The organism is Dysgonomonas sp. GY617 (assembly GCF_015233815.1).
Taxonomy (GTDB): domain Bacteria; phylum Bacteroidota; class Bacteroidia; order Bacteroidales; family Dysgonomonadaceae; genus Dysgonomonas_A.
The window spans coordinates 66,625-92,394 of the sequence record NZ_JADCLR010000006.1 but is presented as its reverse complement, the minus strand read 5'-3'; the positions used below and the strand labels follow the sequence as shown (position 1 = coordinate 92,394).

General features: G+C 35.9%; 23 protein-coding genes. 7 read left to right on the top strand and 16 right to left on the bottom strand.

Going from position 1 to position 25,770, the window contains the following annotated elements:
• Positions 1–17: 17 nt before the first annotated feature.
• Both proS and IR022_RS06745 read right to left on the bottom strand, forming a co-directional pair.
• Positions 18–1,499 (bottom strand): proline--tRNA ligase, encoded by a 1,482-nt coding sequence (gene proS, locus IR022_RS06750; RefSeq protein WP_050710381.1) that lies wholly within the window; start codon positions 1,497–1,499, stop codon positions 18–20.
• A gap of 279 nt (positions 1,500–1,778) precedes the next feature.
• Positions 1,779–3,560: a biotin/lipoyl-containing protein gene (locus IR022_RS06745; RefSeq protein WP_194203134.1), complete on the bottom strand. Its 1,782-nt coding sequence runs from the start codon at positions 3,558–3,560 to the stop codon at positions 1,779–1,781.
• A 554-nt stretch (positions 3,561–4,114) separates the two neighbouring features.
• On the opposite strand from IR022_RS06745, the gene IR022_RS06740 reads away from it, so the two are divergent.
• Positions 4,115–4,756: an ExbD/TolR family protein gene (locus IR022_RS06740; protein ID WP_194203133.1), complete on the top strand. Its 642-nt coding sequence runs from the start codon at positions 4,115–4,117 to the stop codon at positions 4,754–4,756.
• A gap of 101 nt (positions 4,757–4,857) precedes the next feature.
• On the opposite strand, the gene IR022_RS06735 is transcribed toward IR022_RS06740, so the two are convergent.
• The 6 genes from IR022_RS06735 to IR022_RS06710 form a co-directional block, all read right to left on the bottom strand.
• Positions 4,858–5,454: a hypothetical protein gene (locus IR022_RS06735; protein WP_194203132.1), complete on the bottom strand. Its 597-nt coding sequence runs from the start codon at positions 5,452–5,454 to the stop codon at positions 4,858–4,860.
• Positions 5,455–5,577: 123 nt separating this feature from the next.
• On the bottom strand, positions 5,578–6,060 hold the full coding sequence (locus IR022_RS06730) for a single-stranded DNA-binding protein (RefSeq protein ID WP_050708065.1): 483 nt from the start codon (positions 6,058–6,060) through the stop codon (positions 5,578–5,580).
• 90 nt (positions 6,061–6,150) lie between these two features.
• A complete protein-coding gene (locus IR022_RS06725; protein ID WP_050708066.1) occupies positions 6,151–6,669 on the bottom strand; it encodes a mechanosensitive ion channel family protein in 519 nt (172 codons plus the stop codon).
• 168 nt (positions 6,670–6,837) lie between these two features.
• Positions 6,838–7,350, bottom strand: coding sequence for a ferritin (locus IR022_RS06720; protein WP_050708067.1), 513 nt, complete (start codon positions 7,348–7,350; stop codon positions 6,838–6,840).
• A gap of 135 nt (positions 7,351–7,485) precedes the next feature.
• Positions 7,486–8,241 carry a TPM domain-containing protein gene (locus IR022_RS06715; protein ID WP_050708068.1) on the bottom strand — a complete coding sequence of 252 codons (756 nt, stop codon included), beginning with the start codon at positions 8,239–8,241 and terminating at the stop codon, positions 7,486–7,488.
• A gap of 112 nt (positions 8,242–8,353) precedes the next feature.
• Entirely contained in the window at positions 8,354–8,935 is a 582-nt protein-coding gene (locus IR022_RS06710) for a LemA family protein (protein ID WP_050708069.1), read from the bottom strand.
• Positions 8,936–9,119: 184 nt separating this feature from the next.
• Between IR022_RS06710 and IR022_RS06705 the strand changes: the two genes are divergently transcribed.
• Positions 9,120–10,511, top strand: a complete 1,392-nt coding sequence (locus tag IR022_RS06705) for a carcinine hydrolase/isopenicillin-N N-acyltransferase family protein (RefSeq protein WP_199330281.1) — start codon at positions 9,120–9,122, stop codon at positions 10,509–10,511.
• Between the two features lie 54 nt (positions 10,512–10,565).
• Here the strand turns inward: IR022_RS06705 and dnaA are convergent, their stop codons facing one another.
• The 7 genes from dnaA to IR022_RS06670 form a co-directional block, all read right to left on the bottom strand.
• Positions 10,566–11,966: a chromosomal replication initiator protein DnaA gene (dnaA, locus tag IR022_RS06700; protein ID WP_050708071.1), complete on the bottom strand. Its 1,401-nt coding sequence runs from the start codon at positions 11,964–11,966 to the stop codon at positions 10,566–10,568.
• Positions 11,967–12,267: 301 nt separating this feature from the next.
• Positions 12,268–13,161 carry an MlaD family protein gene (locus tag IR022_RS06695; RefSeq protein WP_050708072.1) on the bottom strand — a complete coding sequence of 298 codons (894 nt, stop codon included), beginning with the start codon at positions 13,159–13,161 and terminating at the stop codon, positions 12,268–12,270.
• 43 nt (positions 13,162–13,204) lie between these two features.
• Positions 13,205–14,542: an N-acetylmuramoyl-L-alanine amidase gene (locus tag IR022_RS06690; RefSeq protein WP_194203131.1), complete on the bottom strand. Its 1,338-nt coding sequence runs from the start codon at positions 14,540–14,542 to the stop codon at positions 13,205–13,207.
• 128 nt (positions 14,543–14,670) lie between these two features.
• Positions 14,671–15,678 (bottom strand): 2-hydroxyacid dehydrogenase, encoded by a 1,008-nt coding sequence (locus tag IR022_RS06685; protein WP_050708074.1) that lies wholly within the window; start codon positions 15,676–15,678, stop codon positions 14,671–14,673.
• 195 nt (positions 15,679–15,873) lie between these two features.
• The gene (gene rny / locus IR022_RS06680) at positions 15,874–17,403 is read right to left on the bottom strand and encodes a ribonuclease Y (RefSeq protein WP_194203130.1); all 1,530 of its coding nucleotides are present in this window, start codon (positions 17,401–17,403) and stop codon (positions 15,874–15,876) included.
• 236 nt (positions 17,404–17,639) lie between these two features.
• Entirely contained in the window at positions 17,640–17,942 is a 303-nt protein-coding gene (gene zapA, locus IR022_RS06675; protein ID WP_194203129.1) for a cell division protein ZapA, read from the bottom strand.
• 13 nt (positions 17,943–17,955) lie between these two features.
• On the bottom strand, positions 17,956–18,252 hold the full coding sequence (locus tag IR022_RS06670) for a hypothetical protein (RefSeq protein WP_050708077.1): 297 nt from the start codon (positions 18,250–18,252) through the stop codon (positions 17,956–17,958).
• Between the two features lie 198 nt (positions 18,253–18,450).
• Here IR022_RS06670 and IR022_RS06665 point away from each other — a divergent pair, with 198 nt between their 5' ends.
• The 3 genes from IR022_RS06665 to IR022_RS06655 all read left to right on the top strand — a co-directional run bounded on the left by IR022_RS06665 (position 18,451) and on the right by IR022_RS06655 (position 24,242).
• Positions 18,451–18,888 (top strand): septal ring lytic transglycosylase RlpA family protein, encoded by a 438-nt coding sequence (locus IR022_RS06665; RefSeq protein WP_194203128.1) that lies wholly within the window; start codon positions 18,451–18,453, stop codon positions 18,886–18,888.
• Positions 18,889–18,970: 82 nt separating this feature from the next.
• Entirely contained in the window at positions 18,971–21,913 is a 2,943-nt protein-coding gene (locus IR022_RS06660; RefSeq protein WP_194203127.1) for a calcium-translocating P-type ATPase, PMCA-type, read from the top strand.
• A gap of 157 nt (positions 21,914–22,070) precedes the next feature.
• Positions 22,071–24,242: an alpha-N-acetylglucosaminidase gene (locus IR022_RS06655; RefSeq protein WP_194203126.1), complete on the top strand. Its 2,172-nt coding sequence runs from the start codon at positions 22,071–22,073 to the stop codon at positions 24,240–24,242.
• A gap of 684 nt (positions 24,243–24,926) precedes the next feature.
• Here IR022_RS06655 and IR022_RS20340 read toward each other — a convergent pair.
• Positions 24,927–25,025: a DUF2933 domain-containing protein gene (locus IR022_RS20340; protein WP_194203125.1), complete on the bottom strand. Its 99-nt coding sequence runs from the start codon at positions 25,023–25,025 to the stop codon at positions 24,927–24,929.
• A 10-nt stretch (positions 25,026–25,035) separates the two neighbouring features.
• Between IR022_RS20340 and IR022_RS20335 the strand changes: the two genes are divergently transcribed.
• Positions 25,036–25,266 (top strand): hypothetical protein, encoded by a 231-nt coding sequence (locus tag IR022_RS20335; protein ID WP_194203124.1) that lies wholly within the window; start codon positions 25,036–25,038, stop codon positions 25,264–25,266.
• A gap of 119 nt (positions 25,267–25,385) precedes the next feature.
• On the top strand, positions 25,386–25,751 hold the full coding sequence (locus IR022_RS06640; protein WP_050710110.1) for a P-II family nitrogen regulator: 366 nt from the start codon (positions 25,386–25,388) through the stop codon (positions 25,749–25,751).
• The last annotated feature ends 19 nt before the right edge of the window (positions 25,752–25,770 follow it).

Sequence of the window (25,770 nt, the reverse complement as noted above, 5' to 3'; positions counted from 1 at the left end):
TAAAAAGGTTTATAACCTTAATATGCTCTGGCAAACACAACTCGTTGAGTAGAAGGATTACCTGTTACCATACATTTACCTGGAGTTTTATCTCCCTCTAAAGGTATACAACGGATGGTTGCTTTGGTTTCATTTTTAATTTTCTCTTCAGTCTCAGGAGTTCCATCCCAATGAGCCATAAGAAATCCACCCTCTTCTATTTTTTCTTTAAATTCTTCGTATGTATCTACGTTGATTGTGCTAGCTGCTCTGAAATCAAGCGCTTTCTTGTAGATGTTTTCTTGAATATCATTTAAAAGATTCTTGATATACACATCTAAGTTGTCGCAAGATACAGTTTCTTTAGTCAAAGTATCACGGCGAGCCACTTCAATAGTGTTGTTCTCAAGATCGCGACCACCCATAGCTAAACGAACTGGCACTCCTTTAAGTTCATATTCAGAGAATTTCCATCCCGGTTTCTTATTATCCGAGTTATCATATTTTACACTGACACCCAAATTCTTTAATGCAGAAACAATTCCTGCTACTTTCTCATTAATTTGAGCAAGTTGTTCTTCGCTACGGTAGATAGGTACTATAACTACTTGGTAAGGTGCTAATTTTGGAGGAAGCACTAGACCATTGTCATCAGAGTGAGCCATAATCAATGCTCCTATCAAGCGAGTAGAAACTCCCCATGAGGTTGCCCATACATAATCTTGTTTTCCTTCTTTATCAGTAAATTTCACATCAAAAGCTTTAGCAAAATTCTGTCCTAAGAAGTGAGATGTTCCCGATTGAAGGGCTTTTCCATCTTGCATCAAAGCTTCAATAGTATAAGTGTCAATAGCTCCTGCAAAACGTTCCGAAGCCGATTTTACGCCTCTTACTACTGGCATTGCCATATATTTCTCAGCAAATTCGCCATATACCTCAAGCATCTTTTTAGACTCTTCCTCTGCTTCTGCTTTTGTTGCATGAGCAGTGTGTCCTTCTTGCCAAAGAAATTCAGCAGTACGTAGGAATAAGCGTGTACGCATTTCCCAACGAACTACATTAGCCCATTGATTTACCAATATAGGCAGGTCACGATATGATTGTATCCAGTTACGATATGTATTCCAGATAATAGTTTCTGATGTTGGGCGGATGATAAGTTCCTCTTCCAGTTTTGCTTCCGGATCAACTATTACACCTTTTCCATCAGGATCGTTCTTTAAACGATAGTGAGTTACAACAGCACATTCTTTGGCGAAACCTTCAACGTGATCGGCTTCTTTGCTTAAGAATGATTTGGGGATGAAAAGCGGGAAATATGCATTTTCGTGACCTGTTTCTTTGAACATATCATCCAACTGACGTTGAATTTTTTCCCAAATTGCATATCCGTATGGTTTAATAACCATACATCCACGTACAGCAGAGTTTTCTGCTAAATCTGCTTTTAGTACCAAATCAAGATACCATTGACTGTAATCCTGACTTCTTGGAGTCAGTTCTTTAAGCTCTTTTGCCATGTGTTATTATAACTTTTCTTGAGTAATTTGAATGTTTATTACCGCCTCTCATAGTTGTAACTATCTTTGGTTACTGTACTAGCCAAAGCAATAGAAAGGTTTGTAACCTTAAGTATTTGCAAAGTTAGCAAAAAAGACAATTGTATAATAGAAAAAGGTTCATTTTACAAGCCGATTGCTCGCTCCTCTTAATTAAAAAAAGCAGTAAGATAAAATCCTACTGCTTTTACTATTATATAAACCCTATAAACTTATGTGAGTATAGGATATAAATTTATCTTAGTTGATAAATGCAAGTACTTGATTCTTTTGAACCTTAGCACCTTGTTTTGTTTCGATTTGAACAATCTTACCCGATTTCAAAGCTTTTACTTCTTCAATACCATAGTAAGCTTGAATGAAAGCAATAATATCACCTTCTTTAACTGTTGTTCCTACTACAGGAGCAGTAGACTCGTCAGCTAGATCAATCTGCCAGATTACTTGTCCTGAAACAGGAGCTTGTACTGGTTGAGCATCAGGATATTTTTCTGTTACTTTTTCTATATCGAAGTTAGGTATTTCAACTATAGGGCGTGTAACGATGATTGGAGCTCCAGCTGCTGCTTTTGCTTTTTCCAAGTCAGCATTGAAACGTTCTTTAGCTAATCCCGATTTGTAATCGCGGTATTGGCGATCGTGCATTGCCAATTCGAACAATTCTTCATCATCTTCACCATACTCCCAACCGTTCTCATCCATTTCTTTGCGATAAGTATCAAGAGCATCTGGATATTCTTCTTGAGGATTTCCTGTATAGAACTCAAGATTTTTAGACTTAGCCAATTCGATAATTTCATCATCCAGTTTACCTGGCAATGTACCTGTTCTGCCTAGAATCATATTCCAGCTATCTTTGTCGATATTAGAGAAACGAGCTTGTCCTTGTGCCATCGAGAAGATGTTCATAAGAGCAATGTTCTTCACGTATTGACTGAAAGGCGTTACTAAGGGAGGATAACCTAGTTTAGGCCATATATAAGCAACTTCGTCGAATAGTTGAACCACTAGGTCATTTAATGTAACTTCTGCCTTGCCATTGTTGCGAAGTGCCATATTGATCGCAGAGTGCATACCTTTAAGGTCGGCCATCATAGATCCCATCATTCCTCCAGGAAGACCGCAGCCTACAAGTAAAGATGTCATTATTTTGTTAGATGGATCAATAAAGTATCCTAAGAAATCGTCAATGAAAGATTGTGTCAATGCACGAGCTTCCATATAAGCTTTCATATTAATATCAGGCACAGAAAATCCTGCATCCTTTAACATTGCTTGCAATGTGATAATATCAGGGTGTACCATACCCCATGATAGAGGCTCGATAGCAGCATCCAGATAATCAGCACCAGCACGTGCTACTTCTAACATAGAAGCAACCGAGAAACCGGGTCCTGTATGACCATGATATTCGATAGGTATATTGGGATGTCTGTCTTTAAGAGCTTTTGTGAGTTTACCTAAAAATGCAGGGCGACCTACTCCAGCCATATCTTTTAAACAGAATTCATCGGCTCCAAAGTCAACTAATTTATCTGCAAAATTTACATAATAATCAACCGTGTGAATTGGTGAGTGAGTGATACAAAGAGCTGTTTGAGAAATCATCCCAGCTTCTTTAGCATACTTAACTGATAATTCTAGATTTCGTGGATCATTCAAACCGTCAAAAGAACGAGATATATTAGTTCCTTGTGCACATTTTACTTTAAACATCAAACGACGTACGTCTTTTGGAACAGGATTCATACGAAGGCCGTTTAAACCACGCTCCAACATATGCGTTTGAATACCTACTTCGTTGAAAGGAGCAGTCCAGTCGCGAACAGCTTTGTTAGGGTTTTCGCCATAAAGAAGATTTACCTGTTCGAAAGCCCCACCATTTGTCTCAACACGAGCAAAACAACCCATGTCAATAATAACTGGTGCGATTTGTGTTAATTGATCTACACGTGGCTGATATTTTCCAGATGATTGCCACATGTCACGATAAACGAGACTAAATTTGATTTCTCTTCCCATAGTGTTTTTATGTAATGTTCAAAGATAAAATTGGTTCTTGGAAGCCAATTTCGATCTTAAAATTATAGTGAATTCTATTGTAATATTAAACCTTCGTTAAGGGTATACAAATTTAGAGCTTTCATTTCAATTAAGACGAAAAAAGGAGTTATTAAAATTATCAATTTGATATAAAAAGTTATGATATTTAAAAAAACTGCACTTATCACTCAAAAGTGTGCAATAAAATAAGTTATGCATCCATCAAACTGTAATTTATACATTATAATGATGCTATAAAGAATATATTTTATCTCTGTTAATAAGTTATTGATTCGACTATTTCTCTTCAACAATTATATTTCATAATTTTATGTATCTATAATATCTGAACGAGTATTTCCTTTGAATATTTTGATCTGTTGTAATCTGTTGATGTGTAATTGATTATTTGAAAAAAGAATGTTTTTTCGCTTTTTTCTCTATTTTTTCTTCTCATGTTTTATGGAATTCTAATCTGATTTTACTCTATAATGTAGACAAGCGAATTATAAACAACTTTAATTCTTATCGTCATGGCTGAAATGAATACAAACTCCGATAATGGAGGCAAAAAGAAGAAAGCGCAACCTGCAAAAAAGAATCTTCGTGTTGATTTCACCCCAATGGTGGATATGAATATGTTGCTAATAACGTTTTTCATGTTGTGTACAACACTTTCCGCACCTCAAGTGATGGATATAGTGATGCCTACAAAGGCTACGGTTGATGGAAATGACAATGAAACTCCAGAGTCTAAAACGGTTACATTGCTCTTGAGTGAGAATGACCAAGTATTTTATTACTGGGGAAAACCTAAGTCTGATAATCCTGCCTTCTTGGAAAAGACCGATTTATCGGAAAATGGGCTTAGAAACGTTCTCCTAAAGAGAAATGGAGATGTAGCTCAACAGGTTAAGGATTTAAAAGATAAAAGATATAAAAAAGAGATTTCAGAAGAACAATTCAAAGATCAATTGTCTGAGCTTAAGAAATCAAGAGAAAGTATAACTGTAATTGTAAAACCAACCAGTAGTTCAACTTATAATAACTTGGTGAAAACTCTGGACGAAATGCAAATATGTAGCGTTGCAAAATATGCTATTGTAGATGTAGAGAAAGGAGACAATTATTTAATCGAAAATTTCAACAACTTTAGCTTAACACAAGCGAAATAAATATCAAACAACCCTCTTTTATTACTACTTTTGATTGAAACGCCGTAAAACAGAAACTACGCTGATTTACGGCTTTCATCTTTTTTATAGTGAGCTATTTCCTATTTATTCTTCCAAGTAAAAGTATTTATCATTTCTTTGATATCTTTCATTACAACATCAGTAATGGGTGCAACAGAGTCCATATCTACTTTTTCAGCATAATAGAACGATCCTCTAAAAAAATGCTTGATGCTGTCTGTTAGATAAAATTGAGCAGGTGTCGCTACATTTCCGGTTATGGAATATAACATTCCCGATACATTTATATCTTCATTTACGTATATCTGTTGGTCTATACCATCAGCCTTTAGCGCATGACTGTATGCTAAACGATGACTATCTTCTAATAGTTTAGGTAAAGTTGTTTCCGAAATAGGTAAATAAGTGCAATAAACTGTCGCATTATATTGTGGATAAACAATATTAAACCAAATCTCACCTTTTTCTTTCGATTGAAGCGTGTCTATACGAACCTGATCGGAATATTTAAATGAGAATTTTGGAAAGTTATATTCAATAAATCCGCTTTCTATATCATCTATGCGATTATATCCCTTAGGTTTGGGGGTGTATTCGCTACATCCTGCACTGAATAACAAGGATAGGAGTAATCCAATAAAAATGATGTATTTATTGAGAGGCTTGAGTAGTATCATAAGTAGATAAACTTTATATAAATAATATAGAGATGAGCTTAAGAAGCTGTTTATATACAACAAATGCAGATATAATGAATATAGATCTGCATTTATTTATGTTGTATTTAGTTGAGATAAAAGTTAGAAAGGTAAGTCATCTGCTTCGTCGATGGATGGGGTTGACGTAGTAGATGAGGTCGGAGATTGATATTGTGATGTTGTAGAAGCAGAAGACGAAGATTGTTGCTGTCCATATCCTCCACCTGTATTTCCTTCAGATTGAAAGTCTCCCTTTTTACCTAAAAGTTCTAGATTATCAGCATATATTTCTACGACATATCTTTTTATTCCGTTTTGATCGTCGTAAGAGCGGGTACGGATTTTTCCTTCAACAAATAATTGAGTACCTTTTTTTACAAATTGCTCGGCAACTTTAGCTAAACCTCTCCAACAAACAATATTGTGCCATTCCGTACGATCGGGAATCTGTGTACCATTTGCCGCAGTATAGCCACGCTCTGTGGTTGCCAACGGAAAGTTTACTACTGCACTACCATTATCAAAATATCTGATATCGGGATCTTTCCCTACATTACCTATTAGTATAACTTTATTTACTGACATCTCCGATTGTTTTTATATTATGACAATTTCTAAATTCCCTTGTTCTTATATCAAGAAACAAATATAATATTTTTTGCCGAAGCAAATAAATTATTCTTCGATGTCTTCCCACTTCTTAATGTGGATTATGGATATTCCTTTCTGGAAGAAAAGAGAATTAGGGTATGAAATAATTTCACCATCAAGAGTTCTCAATAGAGTGTGAAAAGATAATATATCTTCTACTATGGCATCAACAGGCATATCTTTGTCCAGAATGCGGATGTGATCGCCAACTCTAAAGGTAGAAGTGAAAAAGATAATGATACCTGCTGTAATATTACTTAGTAGCGACCATTGTGCAAACATAGCGACTCCTATTACTGCAAAAATAGAAGATAAGGCAACCAGTAAGTTACGAGGATCTACTCCCCAAATAATGATAAAGCAGATGACGAACATTATGTTTATCATTATATTGAAAACTCTGACAACTTGTTTGGTGCGAGCCTCAATTTTTTTGCTGAATGTTGCATATTTTACGATCAATCTTTTTACCACATACTTTACTATGGGTATAGATATTATTAAAATTAGAGTTGCTATTATCTGTACAATATATCGTTCCATATTCGCTGTTTAAGGTTTCCCCCCTTTTAGTTAGTGGGGTAAGTATAGGTTTACTACTAGTTGTTACTGAGAGAATAGTAATAACAAATTTAAGTGATATTTTTTTATTGAAAAAGAAAAGGATAGATTCTTCAATCCATCCCTTTCTTTCTTTATCGATTTTATGTCTTAATCGTTGCTTGCAAGCGGAGTGTATTTTCTGCTTTTCAATTCTCGGTCTAAAGTGTAGATACCAAATCCGTTGTCTTTGATCATCTCTAAGCTATCTACTAAATCTTGAGCAGTTGCTTCTTCTTCTACTTGTTCATCAACAAACCATTGCAACATAGATAGTGTTGCATAATCTTTTTCTTCGTTTGTCAGAGTTACAATATTATCAATCATAGCTGTAACTTGCTTTTCGTGTGCTAAAGCAGCCTTGAATGCGTCTAAAGGAGAAGCCCAAGTGTGAGGAACTTCTTTGATAGGACTAATAACTGCCTGCCCACCACGAGCTAGGATATAATTGAAAATTTTCATTGCATGATCGTTTTCTTCCAAAGCTTGCACTTTGAACCAATTTGCAAATCCGTTTTTACCTTCTTTTGCAAAATGAGCTGACATGGATAGATATAAATATCCTGACCAAAATTCTGCATTAATTTGTTTGTTTAATGCGTCTTCGACTTTCTTACTTACCATAATGACTTTTATTTTATAGTTAATAATAAAATATATACTTAAATGACTGTGACTATTACAAAGATAGGTTATTTTGGGGAGACCTTACATGTTTTAAAATTCTTTGTAGAGGTTATGTAGTATAGAAAAAATCTATTACCAACCACGTCCAGCACCGCCTCCGCCAAAGCGACCACCGCCTCCTCCACCGAAGCCACCCCCTCTAGAGCCTCCGCCAAAACCACCGAAACCTCCACCTATTATCGGTGGAAAACCTCCACCTCTTGATGACCTGTTTCCTTTATTGTTTTTATTTGCTCTTGCTATAAAATATATAAAGAGTAAGATAAGTAATATACTTACTACTACGTCTCCGGTTGTAAGTTCATCAGAGTCTTCGTCTGCCTGAAATTGTCCCGATAGATATTTAATCATAGCACCAATCGCATTTTTAGTGCCTGTATAGTAGTCATTTTGTTGAAAGTAGGGTAGCATTTCGTTATCAATAATACGACCTACTCTGGCATCATTAAGTTTTTCTTCAAGTCCATAACCTGTGGCTATGAATACTCTTCCTCTCTCATTGCCAATCTTAGGTTTAATTAGTATAACTGCACCGTTATCTTTACCCTTTTGTCCTATTCCCCATTTCTCTCCAAGGCGAAAGGCATAATCGGATACATCATAGCCTTCGAGATCCTTCACCGTTACTACATATATCTGGGTTGATGTAGTATCGTTATATGTGAGTAGCATCTGTTCCAGATTGTTGCGCTCTTGCTCATTGAAAATACCTGCAAAGTCGTTTAACAAACGAGGTGGTGACATTGGCTCTGGTATATTCTGAGCATGGGTAAATCCGCTGATCATTACCGATAATACTACTAATAGCAACTTATAATACGAATTCATATCGTGATGTTTTGAGGTCTTTTTCGTTCTTAAATATAGTATTTTATAAACAAATAAGTTCGATATAAGTTATATATCGAACCCATTCTGAACAATTTTTATACTATAAAAACTAAAACTGAACTTGAGGAGCAGTTTGACTGCTGGCTTCTGCCTCAAAATATCCTTTCTTGGAAAAGCCAAACCATCCGGACCATATTGTTTGCGGAAACTTACGGATGTATTGGTTGTAGTCTTTGACCACCTCATTATATTTATTTCGTTCTACGGCAATACGATTCTCTGTGCCTGCCAGTTCGTCTTGTAATGCAAGGAAGTTCTGATTGGCTTTAAGATCGGGATATTGCTCTTGTACCATCAATAGCTTTCCTAAAGCAGCACTTAATTGACCTTGAGCTTCTTGGTACTTCTTGATATTTTCTTCCGATAAATCGTCAGCACTTACAGTAATTTGAGTTGCTTTTGCTCTGGCATTAACAACCTCTGTCAGCGTTTGTTCCTCATGGGTTGCATAACCTTTAACGGTAGCTACCAGATTGGGTATAAGATCAGCACGACGTTGGTAAGCATTTTGTACTTGCCCCCATTGCGATGAGGTTGCTTCTTCTTTCTCCACCATCGTATTATACGAACAACTGGATAAAAACACACTTGCTAAAATAGCAATAAATAAAGTAAACTTTATAGTCTTCATAAATACATTTTTTTTAACTCTTATAATTAGTAAACACTAAAGATAAGAAGATGTTTAAATAAATTTTCATTAATTCGTTTATCTTCATTCTATATTATTATAAAGTGTTTATTATCAGTCGAATAATTTACATATCTTTGAATGGTGAGCTTATATAGTATAGCAGAATCAAATTTATTGTAAAATGAAACACTTGAAGGCACTAATCCTTTTAATAATCGCATCGGCTTTATATATGCATTTTATTGATGCTTGCACTATTTTCATCGCTTCCAATGGGAAATCTACTTTTGTAGGTAATAATGAAGACTATGTACCGGGTGTGAACTCTTATTTATGGGTTCGTCCAGCAGAAAATAATAAATATGGTTATGTATTCTGGGGATTTGAAGAGATGTATCCCGAAGGAGGTATGAACGAGTATGGGCTATTTTTCGACGCTGCTGCTCTGCCCGAAAAGATAGCCATTGTAAAAGATTTGTCTAAGCCTGACTATGAAGGGTATTTAGTCGAGAAAATATTATCATCATGTCGCACAGTTGAAGAAGCAGTCCAATTACTTCAGACATTTAATCTGACATGGCAAGAAAAGGCACAAATTATGGTGGCCGATAAAACCGGAGATTATGCTGTTATACATGCCAATTATATCATACGAAAGAAAGATCCTTTATTTGTACTCACAAATTATTCTCTGCAAGATAAAGCTACATTATCGACTAATTGTTGGCGTCGTGAAACGGCTTACGAACTACTCAATAGCAAAGCTTTAACTACTGGTTTGATAACAGAAGTTTTGTTAGAAACAGCTCAAAAAGCTTGGGACAATGCTACTGTTTATTCGCAGGTTTGTGACTTAAGGAACGGAACTATTCAGGTTTATCAAAATTATGATTTTACTATAAGTAAAAAAATCAAACTAAAGGATATTTTAGACAATGGAAAACATGACTTAACTATTAAGTCATTGTTTCCACTAAGCATTGCAGATACTCTAAGCGTATATCTTCAAGATAAAACAATAGAAGAAACGATTGGATATTATAAATATCTAAGGGTAAATGACAAAGGTTCTTTTAATTTTTCAGAATCAGAATTAGATAGGCTAGGTTACGAACTCATAGATAGTAGCCGAATTTCTGATGCGATAGCTATATTTAAACTTAATCTGGAGTATTTTCCTGAATCGGATATGGTACATGCATCATTGGCGAATGCCTACTTAGTTAATAAAGAATATAAGAATGCAGATCAATTATATTCAATAACACGAGAAATGAATCCTCACAATATATACGTAGGGCTCTTTGGCGGTAATGATGGAGAGGTCACTTTCAGAATTAGAGGAATGAGTGGGGCAAAGAAGATTGTTTTGGTAGGTACTTTTAATAATAATGATACTCAATCTGACGTGTTCGAGAAGCAAGGTAACGATTGGGTATATAAAACGAAACTCCCTAAAGGGGAGTATACTTATAAATTATATGTTGATGATATGTATTGGATGGAAGATCCCGATAATAAATTACATAAAAACCAAGGAGAGTGGTGGGATTCCTTTTTAATAGTCCGCTAAAGAAGCTAAAGTCTCAAAGATAATTTTTGAGAAAAGCTTTCATAGAAATGTAGCTTATTTCTTCAATACTTTTTCAATTTCTTCAAGATCGTCTCTGAATGATTTATCAACTTGAAGTTGATCTTTTACCGTTCTGCAAGCATGTAATACTGTTGCATGATTTTTCTTTCCAATGACAGACCCAATCTGAGCCAATGACAACTCGGTATATATTTTCGAAAGATACATAGCTACTTGACGAGCTTGTACGATCTCTCTTTTTCTCGAAGCCGTTTGTAAAAGTTCCGTTTTGATATTGAAGTGTTTGCATACGACTTCTGAAATGCTATCAATGGTTACTTTTTTCTTTTCGATTTTGCGAATAGCCTGACCAATAACTCGTTTTGCAAGTATTAAATCAACTTCCTTATTATAGATAACCGAATATGCCATCAATGAAACGATTACACCCTCTAAGTCACGAACATTCTCTGTTACATTGTCAGCTATAAATTCGATAACATCAGCCGGAATTGCTAATCCGTCATGTAAAATTTTATCGTGTAGAATTTTCGATCTTAAGTCAAAATCAGGGTTTTCTAATCGAGTAGTAAGTCCCCATCTAAAACGAGTTAATAAACGCTCCTCTACACCCTGTAATTCAGATGGTGCCTTGTCGGAGGTTAGAATCAACTGCTTGTTATTTTGGTGCAGGTGGTTAAAGATATGGAAGAACGTATTTTGAGTTTTTTCCAATCCTACCAATTCTTGAATATCGTCAATTATAAGAACATCTATACCTTGATAGAAATTTATAAAATCGTTAACAGTATTGAAACGAGTAGCATCTGTGTACTGTACTTTGAATAAGTGAGCAGAAACATATAATACTTTCTTTTCGGGAAACATATCTAATATAGACGTTCCTATGGCGTGACAAAGGTGAGTTTTACCGACTCCCGATGTACCATGAACGAACAAAGGATTGAATGCTGTTTTACCCGGATTATTAGCGATAGTTTCTCCTGCAGTTCTAGCTAGTTTATTGCTTACTCCTTCAAAGAAATTATTAAATGTATATTTCGCATTTAATTGCGAATCGAAATCTACCGATACAGTTTTCTGAAAAGGATTAGGTATTCTATTCGCCTGCTTAGGTGTAATTCTTTCAACACTCAACGACTTGGTATCACCTCTATAATCAACATGCGTATTAGTCGTATTTTCAACAAGTATACGGTAATTAAGTATAGCTTCAGCACTAACTTCGCGGTGCAAAGTCATTCTTAGTAAATCTACAAATTTATCCTCCAAATATTCATAGAAAAATTGACTTGGAACCTGTATCGTGAACACATTGTTTTCAAACGAATGTGGTACAATAGGGGAGAACCAAGTTTGATACGTTATCTCAGAAACATTATCTTTGATAACATTCAAACATTTATTCCATAAAAAATTGACATTATTATTCATCGGAGGTCTGCAATACTACTTTTTGATTTCTATACTATTTTACATTCTGCCCTGTTAGGGTTATACAAAATTTGAAAATTAATTCAGTTTAAACAAGTGCTAATAAATTTGGTTTTTCGGATCAGTTATACGAGTCTGCTAATCAATGGTTTAAAAGGGTTTAAGTTTGCTTGGTTATAAACTTTTATCTTTCAATAGATTACAAGATATTAACAATAATAAGACCGAGTTAAATCCGCATTAAAGGATTGTAAACAATTTATTACATTTTGTTTTTATTTAGACGCATTCTAAATAAGGGTTAAAAAACTTTTACGTTGATATATCTTGATGGATTCTCTTTTACATCCTTTAAAAGCAGGGATGCATTGCTGATTGTTACATTCAAACTGTCATAAAGAGCTCTGTCGTTAAGTAGAAGACCAAGTGAGCTATCTTTGCTGTTAAGCCTAGAGCTTAAGCCTTGTACATTTCTAAGTGTAGAATCGATTGAGCTGTATGATGAAGCTATATCAATAGATTTTAATTGGGTAGTCATTCCCGCAAGATCATTCGAAACGGTTGTCATATTATTAGTCATCGTTGGGATATTCTTGTTTAAGCTTAGCATCATTTGATTCAATTGCTTAGATGATACTGCTAAGTCCGAAGTGATAACCTCTACATTCTCTAACGACTTCACTAAAGCAGGATTGTTAACCAGAAGTTGTAACCCAATCAATATCGAATCGATTTTTGGAACCAATGCTCCAATCTGAGGCATGACATCTCCTCCGAGTGATTCCATCATTCCAGCTATTCGCACACCGGGAATGCGGTCATCAATAGTATAATATTCTTCTGTATATGGATTTTGTTCTAATATAACAGTAGCTGTACCCATTAACGAAACATCCAGTTTCACCTTGCTACCTTTGTTAAGTCTTACTCCTTTATCCAAATTTAAAATGACAGCAACTTTATTTGCAGTATCATTTTCTAATTTCATTGAGTAAACTAATCCTACCTGAAAACCATTCAGAACGACGGGTGAAGACAGAGTAAGACCCGTAACGTCATCAAAGACCACCGTGTATGAGTTGGAGGGTTTAAAGACATTGATGCCTTTTAGAAAGTTTATGCCAAAATATAATATAAATAAAGCAATAACAAATGCAATTCCAATTTTAACCTCTTTCGAAAATTTCTTTTTCATATATAATCTTATTCAATTAAACGCAATTTAAATCCTAAAACACTTATTTGATACGTACATTATTTTTAAACCTAACGATGAAAGCATCTTTAAATTTAGTACGAGCTTCTTTCTGTAATTTCAAAGCCTCTGCTTCGGTTGTGGCTGAGCCATATGTATATTTATAAGTCGTACCTTCCTGGTAAAAGCTTACGGGTGATAGCCCTTTAAACTTAGGGGAGTTGGAAGGGAGTTTTGAACCACCAGTTAAGAACTGTATTCTATACTCTACTGTTCCAGAAGGAACAACAGTCTTGGTATTATTGTTCACCTTTTGAGTTGTTTTATTCTCTTTTACAGGAGTTGATGTCTTTACAGGAGTTGATTCCACTTTTCGAGATTGCTCTTGCTTAGTCGGAGTTCTTTTAGTGGTATTTGACGAAGTCAATTGACTAACATCTGTATTTTTAGATATATACTTCGGTCTGTTATTCGAGTTTGCTTTACTCGCTTTATTGGTATCCTGAGAAGATCTGCTATCAGTACTTTCTGTTCTATCTTCTACTATTATATCAGATCTTACAGGCTCTGTTCTTCTTGCCTGAGTGTTTTCTGAATATGATTTACCTTGTTTTTTATCAAACTCTTTTTTATACTTTTCTAAACCTGAAAATATAGCACTAGCCATATTTCTTTGTCCTGTTGATGAAGTTAGATATTTAGCTTCTGCCGGATTATTTATGAAACCTAATTCGATCAGAACGCTAGGCATACCCGATTCACGCAATACAAGAAAACCAGCTTGTAGTACTCCTCTATCTACTCTTCTTGCTACTCCCGAAAAGCCACTTTGCACAAAACTTGCAAATTGTAAGCTTTGCTCCATATACTTATCGGTCATAAACTCGAAAATTATATTTGATTCAGGAGAATTGGGATCAAATCCTTCATATCGTTTATTGTAATTATCTTCTAACAAGATAACAGAGTTTTCTCTCTTAGCAACCGCGAGATTTTCCTCACTTTTAGCAAGCCCCAGAATATAGGTGTCGGCGCCTGATGCTGTAGTTACTTTTGCAGCAGTAGAATTGGTATGTATGGAGATGAAAAGATTTGCTTTTGCTTTATTTGCAATGTCAGCACGTTTATATAAGTCTACAAAAACATCGGTTTTGCGGGTGTAGATAACTTTTACATCTCTCATATTCGAATCTATGAGTTTACCAAGAGCTAGAGCAACACTCAGGTTGATTTCTTTTTCTTTATATGTGCCTCTTACTGCTCCACCATCTTTACCTCCGTGTCCAGCATCAATTACCACTACAAATTTGTCATCTGCAGCATAGATTGTTGTATATGTCGCCAAAAACAAGATGGTAAGAACTAATAATATCTTCTTCATAAAGTAATAGTGAGAATCAAGTGTTTAATATGAGTATGGATAGAGTTTTAAGCCGAAGAGCTCAATTCCTTATCTTATTGATTATGCTACCTCAGAGTCTTAAATCGAAGCAGCATATTCTTAATGTTTTATTTAGCCTGGTAGATAACCTCGTTTTTCATTTCTTTTCCTGCAAAGAAATCTGCAATATTGTCAAATGTAGTATCTGCAATATTTCCCATTGCTTCTTGTGTAAAGAAAGCCTGATGCGAAGTTAAAATTACATTATTGAATGATAATAGTCTAGCCAAAACATCATCAGTCAATACACTGTCAGAGCAGTCTTCGTAGAAATATGCTCCTTCTTCTTCGTAAACATCAAGACCGGCATATCCAATCTTTTGACTGATCAATCCTTCAATCAGATGTTTTGTATGTATAAGTTTTCCTCGACCTGTGTTTATAATCATTACACCATTTTTCATTTTAGCGATAGATTCTTCACAGATCAAATATTCAGTTTCTTTAGTCAATGGGCAATGCAGTGTAATAACATCCGAGTTTGCATATATTTCATCTAAAGATGTATATTTTATATCATTTTTTTCGGCAAAAGCATGATCAGGGTATAAATCGTAAGCAAGGATATTCATCCCTAGACCTTTTAATACACCAATGACTGTTTTTCCGATTTTTCCTGTCCCTACAACGCCTACTGTTTTGCCATACATATCGAATCCCATGAAACCATTCAATGAAAAGTTCCAGTCACGAGTTCTGATAAAAGCGCGGTGCACTTTTCTGTTCAAGCATAACATAAGGGCTAACGTATGTTCTGCAATGGCATGAGGTGAGTAATCGGGTACGCGTGCTACTTTTATTTTGCCGGCAGCATAGGCTATATCTACATTGTTAAAACCTGCACAACGTAATGCTATAAGTTTTACTCCCATTTCGCATAGTTTATCTATTACGTATGCATCAACGTTAGCATTCACAAATATACAAACAGCATCGGCTCCTCCGGCCAATACCACATTCGATCTATCTAGGTGTTCTTTATAAAAGCTTAATTCGAAGCCGTATACTTCATTAACTTTATTAAATGTGTCTTTATCGTAAGGTTTTGCATCAAATACAGCCACTTTGTATGCCATAACATTTATAAGTTATATGTTTATAATATCAATTACTTCTACAAATGTAACAAAATATGCGTTAATATATAATATTCAAAAGGTTGTTTCGGTTAAAATTATTAGAAACCGATTGTTGTTTTTCGTTAAATAAGAAAGAGGCTCTTCAATGAAGAACCTCCTTACTCTGTATATTATTTAAATCCGTTAAAACTATTATTTAGCGAAGCTTACAGCTCTTGTTTCTCTAATAACAGTGATTTTTACTTGTCCCGGATATGTCATTTCGTCTTGAATTTTCTTAGCGATTTCTGCAGATAATTTTTCTGTCTCTACATCATCAACTTTGTCTGCTCCTACAATAACGCGAAGTTCGCGACCCGCTTGTATGGCGTATGTTTTTAACACTCCTGGATAAGACATCGCTAATTGTTCCAAATCATTTAGACGTTTGATGTATGCCTCTACTATTTCGCGGCGTGCACCTGGGCGTGCACCTGATATAGCATCGCAAACCTGGACGATAGGGGCTAGTAGTGTAGTCATTTCTATCTCATCGTGGTGAGCACCAATTGCGTTGCAAATGTCTGGTTTCTCTTTGTATTTTTCGGCAAGTTTCATACCTAGCAATGCGTGAGGCAATTCTGGCTCATCATCTGGGACTTTACCTATATCGTGTAATAGACCTGCTCTTTTTGCTTTCTTAACGTTAAGTCCCAATTCTGCGGCCATAATAGCACATAGATTGGCAGTTTCACGAGCGTGTTGTAGTAAGTTTTGACCGTATGAAGATCTGTATTTCATTTTACCGATCATACGAATCATTTCAGGATGCAGACCGTGGATACCTAAGTCGATTGCGGTACGCTTACCTGTTTCAATAATTTCTTCTTCAATTTGTTTCTTCACCTTAGATACGACTTCCTCGATTCTTGCAGGGTGAATACGCCCGTCTGCCACTAATTGATGCAGAGCTAAACGTGCGATTTCTCTTCTTACTGGATCGAATCCTGAGATTACGATTGCTTCGGGGGTATCATCTACTACAATTTCAACACCTGTTGCAGCTTCTAGTGCTCTGATGTTACGTCCTTCACGTCCAATGATACGACCTTTTACTTCGTCCGAATCAATATGGAAAACCGTAATGGCATTTTCAATAGCAGTTTCAGTAGCTACTCTTTGTATTGTTTGTACAACAATCTTTTTAGCTTCTTTATTAGCCGTCATTTTAGCTTCTTCGATAATTTCGCTAATGAACGACTGAGCATCAGATTTTGCCTCATCTTGTAGGGCTTCTACCAATTTAGATTTTATTTCGTCCGCAGATAGTCCTGATAATGCTTCCAGTCTTTCAACTTCTTGTTTGTGAAGTTTATCGAGATCCTGCTTTTTCTTGTCTACTATTTCCAACTGACTATCAAGATTTTCTTTGATAGTCTCTACTTCGCTTTTGCGGCGTTGTATTTCTTCTTGCTTTTGGTTCAAGGTTTGCTCACGTTGCTTTACTTTGTTTTCGGCAACCTGCAATTTTGAAGTGCGGGCATTTACTTGTTTCTCAAACTCTGCCTTCATTTGTAAGGCTTGCTCTTTTACTTCAAGTAATTTATTTTTCTTAATAACCTCAGCTTCACGTTCCGATTCTTCAATACGTCTTTTTAGTCTCGCATTTGTTACAAAGTTAAGAACGAGCCAAGCTACTACTACGCCTACAATAAAGGCGATTATCGTAAATACTATTTCCATAGGGCTCTTTTAAATTTCACAATTATATATCTGTTATGATATTCTACATTCTAGTTAACGACAAATGATATAAATATTTATGGCAATATCGTTGATTCTGGCGTTTTTTTAGCTCGCATGCTGTTCAAAAGAACAAAAAGGTCTTAGACCTTAAAGCAAAAAAACTAATCGAAAAAGAAACAGGCGACTGTTTATCTCCAATTAGCGCAAGTGTTTATGCCACAAAAAAAGAAATTCTACTTTGAATCTTTAAGATATGTATCCAATTCATCAATCAAGGATTTAACCCTATCCTCAAACAACTTATTATTAGCCTCTAATTCGGCTGTATCCGATAGGGCTTGGATGGTAGTCATCGTTAGATAATCTCGTTCCAGCAAGCTTTTAGATTCAGACTCGGCAAAATAATTCCTATATTGATTCGTTTTCTTTTCTATTGCCACAGCGGCATCTCGGTACTTCTTTTCATCTTTACGATGTATTTTTAACCGATACGACCGATCTAAGACACGTAATGTTATGATAAAATGCTCACTCATGATCTATCTGCCTTTATATTTTCAATAACGCGATACATTTATCTACATCCTGCACTAATTTCAACAATCTTTTTTTTGCTTTGTCAACACCTTCCTGATCAGTTCCGGTCAATGTCTTTGCAAATTTCAGATTGTTGTATTTCAAATTCAATTGTTCCAATTGGGTATTGATACGATTTACTTCTCCGTTTTTCTCCTCCAATTGGACTCTCAAGTCCTGATTCTCTTCTTTCAAAGAATCACACAGATACATCAGTTGACGCAATCTAAACTCAAGTTCCGAGAGCAATTTCTCATGCTTTTCTGCCATAAACAATTAAATCAACACAAAAATACAGATATTTGTGAATAAACAAAAGATTACAGCCACTTTTATACTACAATAAACTTTAAATAACATGTTTAATGGTCAATAGTTACAATAGGTGTCTATTCTTTTTATATATACGGATATTGATAATTCCTGAATTATAATATCTTTGTAATTGAAATAGACTCAATAAGAAAGATGAAAAGTACTCTTACTCTACTATTATTCCTGTCTTTATGCGCCTCGGTTATCAAGGCTCAAACCCCTTCAAAAGTCGAAACAGGTAAGGCGACTTACTACGGAAAGAAATTCAATAATCGTAAAACAGCTAGCGGAACAATATATAAAAGAGATATTTTTGTATGTGCTCACAGAACATATCCTTTTGGAACTAAACTTCTGATTAAGAACCTTAAAAATGATAAAGAGGTTGTTGTTGAAGTTATAGATCGGGGTCCTTTTAAAAAAGGGCGGGTTGTTGATATATCGTACATTGCAGCTAAGGAGTTGGATATGATTCATCATGGAGTAACTACCGTAGAAGTTTCCGAGTATATAGTTCCCGATACACTGGGTCTTTTGGAGGCCTCGATTCAGTTAAAAACAGATACGATAGTTGAACCTCTTGCCAACTAATGTTGTTTATTGCCTGTTGACTATCCGTTGCTATTATTTGAACACTAAGTAAAAACAATTAAACGCTATTTTATAATTATTTATGGAACAAAAAAACCATCGTACAGGACTTACGGATGCGCAAGTCCTCGAAAGCCGCAAAAAATATGGAGAGAATATATTGACTCCTCCCGAGAAAGAGCCATTATGGAAACTCTTCCTCGAAAAATTTGAGGATCCTATTATTCGTATATTGCTTATTGCTGCGTTTCTATCTTTAGGAATAGCTATTGTAGAACATATAACCAAAGGGGTAGGGCATTACTCTGAAACAATTGGTATCTTTTGTGCTATATTTCTGGCCACCGGAGTTGCATTTTGGTTTGAGCTTGATGCAAATAAGAAATTTGATGTACTAAATCAGGTTAATGATGATGACTTGGTTATGGTAATTCGTAACAATAATGTATGTCAGGTCTCAAAACGCGACGTTGTTGTTGGTGATACAGTTCTATTGGAAATCGGAAATGAAGTTCCGGCTGATGGAGAGTTAGTGGAGGCTGTAACAATGCAGATGGACGAATCGTGTTTGACCGGTGAGCCTAGCATTGATAAAACGATAGACCCAAAAGAATTTGAAGATGGGGTTACATACCCTTCAAACTATGTACTAAGAGGTACAAAAGTAATCAACGGTCATGGAGCGATGGTTGTTGCCAAAGTTGGTGATGCTACAGAGTTTGGACAGGTTGCCGAAAAATCGGCAGAGATGGTTGAAGGACAAACACCTCTTAATCGTCAATTAGACTCTCTTGCTAAATTTATTGGTGTTGTAGGTATGGTGTTAGCCGCACTTACTTTTACTGTATTGTTCGTAAAAGATATTTTCTTCAATGAATCACCCGATGCTCCACAGTATTCACTAGGACAATTAGGTTTAGTGGGTGCTGTTATTATTGGTGCTGTTATAGCATTGTCTAAAGTCTGGATGCCGATAGTGTACGATGCTTTTGAACTTATGGGTAAAGATAAAGAGATACCTGACAGTATAGAAAATGGTGGATGGTTCAAATGGTTAGGATTTGGTGTTCTTGCATTTGTTGTTCTTGCAGCCATTGGTTATGCATTCGGAGTAAATCCGTTGGAGCCAACATCGTGGGTGTCGTTAGATACTGCAGGTCATATCCTACAATATTTCATGGTTGCCGTAACGTTGGTTGTGGTTGCTGTTCCCGAAGGACTTCCTATGAGTGTTACTCTGAGTTTGGCGTTAAGTATGCGCCGTATGCTAAAAGCAAACAACTTGGTACGTAAAATGCATGCTTGTGAAACGATGGGAGCAACAACTGTTATTTGTACTGATAAGACAGGTACTTTGACCCAAAATCAAATGCAGGTTTCTTATACTAATTTTTACAGTCTTCACGACCAAAAATTAGGAGATAATGAAATCAGTAAAATGATTGTTGAGCATATTGCTACTAATTCAACAGCATTCTTAGATTATTCTGATTCTGCGAAAGCTAAAGCTTTAGGAAATCCAACCGAAGGAGCCTTGCTTCTATGGTTGCATAGTAATAATATAAATTATCTGGACGAGAGAGAAGGTACAAAGGTTGTGGAACAATTGCCTTTCTCTACTGAACGTAAATACATGGCTACAATTGTAGAGTCGAATACTTCTGCACAACCTCGTAAGATCATGTATATAAAAGGTGCTCCTGAAATTGTTCTGGGTAAATGTTCGGTTGTTGAAACTGAAAATGGACTGGTGCCCGTTTCTGAATTAAAAGAGCAGATCGAAGAGCAACTTTTTCAATATCAAAATCAAGCAATGCGTACATTAGGCTTTGCTTATAAAATTGCTGATGATTCAACCGCCATTGATTCTCATGATAAAGATTTTATCTTCCAAGGTATAACAGCTATTTCTGATCCAGTAAGAGCAGATGTTCCTGCTGCCGTTACTGAATGTCTTCAGGCTGGTATTGGTGTAAAAATAGTTACGGGAGATACATATGCTACTGCTCGTGAAATTGGACGCCAAATTGGTATCTGGAAAGATGGTGAAGATTCGGATCTTAATATTATTACAGGTCCAGATTTTGAAGCATTATCAGATCAAGAAGCTCTTAATAGAATAAAAGGTCTTAAGATTATGTGCCGTGCACGCCCTTCTGACAAGCAACGTTTGGTTTCGCTTTTGAAACAATCAGGCGAAATTGTAGCTGTTACCGGTGATGGTACGAATGATGCTCCGGCTTTAAACCATGCAGATGTGGGTCTTTCTATGGGATCGGGAACATCGGTTGCTAAAGAGGCTAGTGATATTACTTTATTGGATGACTCATTCAGCAGTATTGCTGTTGCTGTAATGTGGGGACGTTCGTTGTATCAAAATATTCAACGTTTCATTTTATTTCAATTAACGATAAACGTTGCTGCACTTCTTCTGGTATTCTTAGGTTCAATCTTCGGACATGAATTGCCGTTGACTGTAACTCAGATGCTATGGGTAAATCTTATCATGGATACATTTGCTGCGGGAGCTCTGGCTTCATTACCTCCTAACCCGAATGTGATGAATGAAAAGCCTCGTAAAAACACTGACTTTATTATTACGCCTCCAATGAGAAGCAAAATATTATTTGTCGGACTTGTATTCGTCGGTATCCTTATGGCAATGTTGTTCTACTTCAATGTACAAGCAAACTTAGATACATTCTTCGATTATATAGATGCTGAAAATCGTTATGCTTATTTCTTATCTTATTTCTTTACTGTATTTGTATTGTTACAGTTCTGGAATATGTTTAATGCTAAAGCTTTCCAAACAGGAAAATCTGCTTTTGCAGGTATGAAAGATAGTTTCGGATTTATAATTGTAGCAGGAATTATTCTTGCAGGGCAGGTATTGATTGTAACATTTGGAGGAGATGTATTCCGTACAGTACCTTTATTGCTTAAAGATTGGGGAATCATAATTGGTGCTACATCATTCGTTCTTTGGATTGGTGAATTAGTTAGACTATTCCAAAAGAAATGATCGACTGAATTTTATTGAATGATATTGGTGTTTAATACTGCAACTAAGCATTGTAGTCGTACTTACCAAAAGCGATAAAAAGGCGTGAAGCCTTAAAACACAGAAAGTGGATAAGTAATAATATATTTATCCACTTTTTTATTAACCATGAATAACTATGAAAAAACACCTATTACTACTTAGTCTATTGACTATGCTAAGCTTTGTAGTTAAAGCTAATCCTGTAAATAATCTTTTAGAAAGAATAGATAAAGGATCATCCCGAAAATTCAAAATTGAATTAATAGAGACTAATCAGAAAAAAGATTTTTTCGAACTTGATCAAGACGAAGATAAAGTTGTGATTCGGGGAAATAATTATATGAGTATTGCTACCGGTCTTAATTGGTATCTGAAATATTATGCACACATACATCTTTCGTGGAATGCCATGACAACAACCTTACCTGAAAAATTACCTATGGTAAAAAAGAAAGAAAGAAGGGAAACTGAGAAACAATTGAGATATTACCTCAACTATTGTACATATTCTTATTCGATGGCTTTCTGGGATTGGGAACGGTGGGAAAAAGAACTGGACTGGATGGCTCTGCATGGAGTGAATCTTCCACTAGCTTTAACCGGAACAGAAACAGTTTGGTATAATGTGCTCGATAAGTTGGGATATTCCAAAGATGAGATCAATCAGTTTATTGCCGGGTCTGGATTTCTTGCATGGTGGCATATGAATAATCTTGAAGGGTGGGGTGGTCCCAACTCCGATCGGTGGTATAAGCAGCAAGTTGAGCTACAAAAGAATATAGTAAATCGTATGAGGGAGTACGGTATTCAACCCGTATTTCCAGGATATGCAGGTATGTTACCCAGTAATGCGAAAGAAAAGTTGGGTGTGAATGTTTCTGATCCCGGCTTATGGTGCGATTTTAGACGACCAGCTTTTTTGCAACCGACCGATCCTAATTTTGAGAAAATAGCTGATTTATATTATTCAGAACTTGAAAAGCTATTCGGGAAAGCTAACTATTATGCAATAGATCCCTTTCATGAGGGAGGAAGCATAGAGGGGGTTGATCTTGATTTGGCTGGAAAAGCAATCATGCGAGCCATGAAGAAAGCTAATCCCGATGCAACATGGGTGGCACAAGCGTGGCAAGCTAATCCTCGTCCACAAATTATAGAGAATCTAGACAAAGGAGATTTGCTTATTCTTGATCTGTTTAGCGAAAGCCGTCCTATGTGGGGAGATAAAGAATCATCATGGTATAGAGAAGATGGCTATGGTAAACATAATTGGGTGTACTGTATGTTGCTCAACTTTGGAGAACGACCCGGATTAATGGGGAAAATGGATGCTCTTATTGATGGGTATTATAATGCACAGCAACACAATAGCGGGCAAACTTTGGTTGGCGTAGGTGCAACAATGGAGGGTATAGAGAATAATCCAATGATGTATGAGTTGCTATTTGAATTGCCTTGGAGAAATGAGAAAATCAATAAGGATATATGGCTTGCCGAATACGCTACAACTAGGTATGGAGGTGAAAACGAAGCATTGAAAATAGCTTGGCAGATATTAGGAAACACAATATATAATTGCCCTAAAGCTTATACCCAAGAAGGACCTGTTGAGTCAGTATTGTGTGCTCGACCAGCCTTGGAGGTTAAGAGCGTTTCTTCATGGGGAACTTCTCGTATCTATTACAGTACGGATTCTATACGTTTGACTGCTCAATATATGCTTTCGGTTGCAGATAATTATAGAGGTAATGCCAATTTTGAACATGATCTGATAGAAGTTATCCGTCAGGCAATATCAGATAAAGCGTATTATTTACAGAAGGAGGTGAGCGAGGCTTATGAGAGTCAAAATAAGGAGAGGTTTAAAGAATTAAGTCATGATTTTCTTGCACTTATATTAGCTCAGGACAGTTTGTTGGAAACAAAGCCTGAATTTATGCTTGGTAGATGGTTGGAGCAATCTAAAAAGATAGGAAGCACGGATGCTGAGAAGAAGCTCTATGAATGGAATGCACGCACACAAATAACCACGTGGGGGCCACATAATGCAGCAGAAAAGGGAGGATTGAGAGATTATGCCTATAAGTTGTGGTCGGGTTTGTTGCGTGATGTATATTACCCAAGATGGAGTGCCTATTTTGCCTATTTGGAAGAAAAGCTAAATGGGGATAATCCTTCTGAAATAGATTTTTACAAAATGGAAGAAGCATGGACACTTAAAAGGAATTTGTATCCGAACACTTCGAGTGAAAGTCCAATAGAACGAAGTAAAATAATATATGGTAGATATGTAGGTTACCTGCCATAAGATAAAAGACGAATTTAAAGACGAAGCGTCTCCATCTATTGAAAAATAGGTGGAGACGCTTTTTTTTTTGTGATTGGTTCATAAGGAAAGATTATTTGGTAAATACAGAGCGTTTTGATATATTATTAAATAAAAATAAACATTTTGATTAAAAAGTGTTTTGAAAACTTTCATATTTAAACAAAAAGATTTACTTTTGTGGTGTGGGTGTGATATATGACACATATTTTAGGTTTTAGGTTTCAAATTTCTGTTATATATAAATTATTAACATCTTTAAAGTAATTTGAGTATGAGGGGCAAAAAGTGTATTTTAGGTTTAATGGCATGTTGTTCACTATCTACTATTGAAGTTTCAGCTCAATCTGAATCTGAATCAAAATTGAAGGCAAATCTTTCTGCCGACCTTGTTAGTAGTTACGTTTGGCGGGGAATCAAACAAGCTGCCGGAGCAAGCGCACAACCGGCAGTATCGGCATCCTTAAGTGGATTTACTCTAGGTGTATGGGGATCGGTGGATGTTACAAGTAATAATCATAAAGAGGTAGACTTTTATGCAGCTTATTCGAGTAATAACATTACGATTACCGCTACCGACTATTGGTGGGATGGTGAGGGTGCATTCCATTATTTTAGTGCTCCTACTGCCGGTAATGTGGGGCACTCTTTCGAAACAGCCATAGCTTATACTCTTCCTGAATCTTTTCCTCTTACTCTTTCATGGAATACATTCATATTGGGGCAAGCCAATAAAAAAGTAAACGGAGATAACTCGTTCTCCACTTATGTCGAATTGGCTTATCCTTTCTCAATAAAAGAAGTTGGATTCAAAATTAGTACAGGTTTTACACCTTGGGCTAGTACAATTTATGGTACAGACAAATTCAGTTTTACATCAGTGCAATTGGGGACATCAAAAGAAATTAAAATAACAGATTCGTTCAGTGTACCCATATTTGCTAATGTGATAGTAAACCCGGTTCACGAAGATATCAACTTTGTATTCGGAATAACACTTAGATAAGAATATAAAGTAATAATAAACAGTAGGTATATACTTCAATCTGAATTAATAATAACTGTCGGTTGTAGAGAATGCTAATCAAAGTAACAAATAGGTCTGAGACCTTAATAAATGAAAAGATGAAAAAAATTGAAGCGATTGTTCGCAAATCCAAATTTAATGAAGTACGTAAAGCTCTTCACGAAGCAGATATCGATTTTCTGTCATGGTGGGATGTTAAAGGGCAAGGCGATGCCAAGCAAGGACTAATATTTAGAGGTATTGCTTATGATATAAATGCTATTGATAGGATTTACATATCATTTGTAGTAAGGAATATAAATGTGGATAAATCTATTGATGCCATATTAAAATCGGCATATACAGGCGAAAGTGGCGACGGGCGTATATTCGTTTCCTCTATTGAGCAATCGATACGAATTCGCACAGGTGATCACGGAGACGAATCTCTTTATAACAAAGAGGATGATTTAGACGAAAAGTAATAAAAAGAGGTTATCAGGT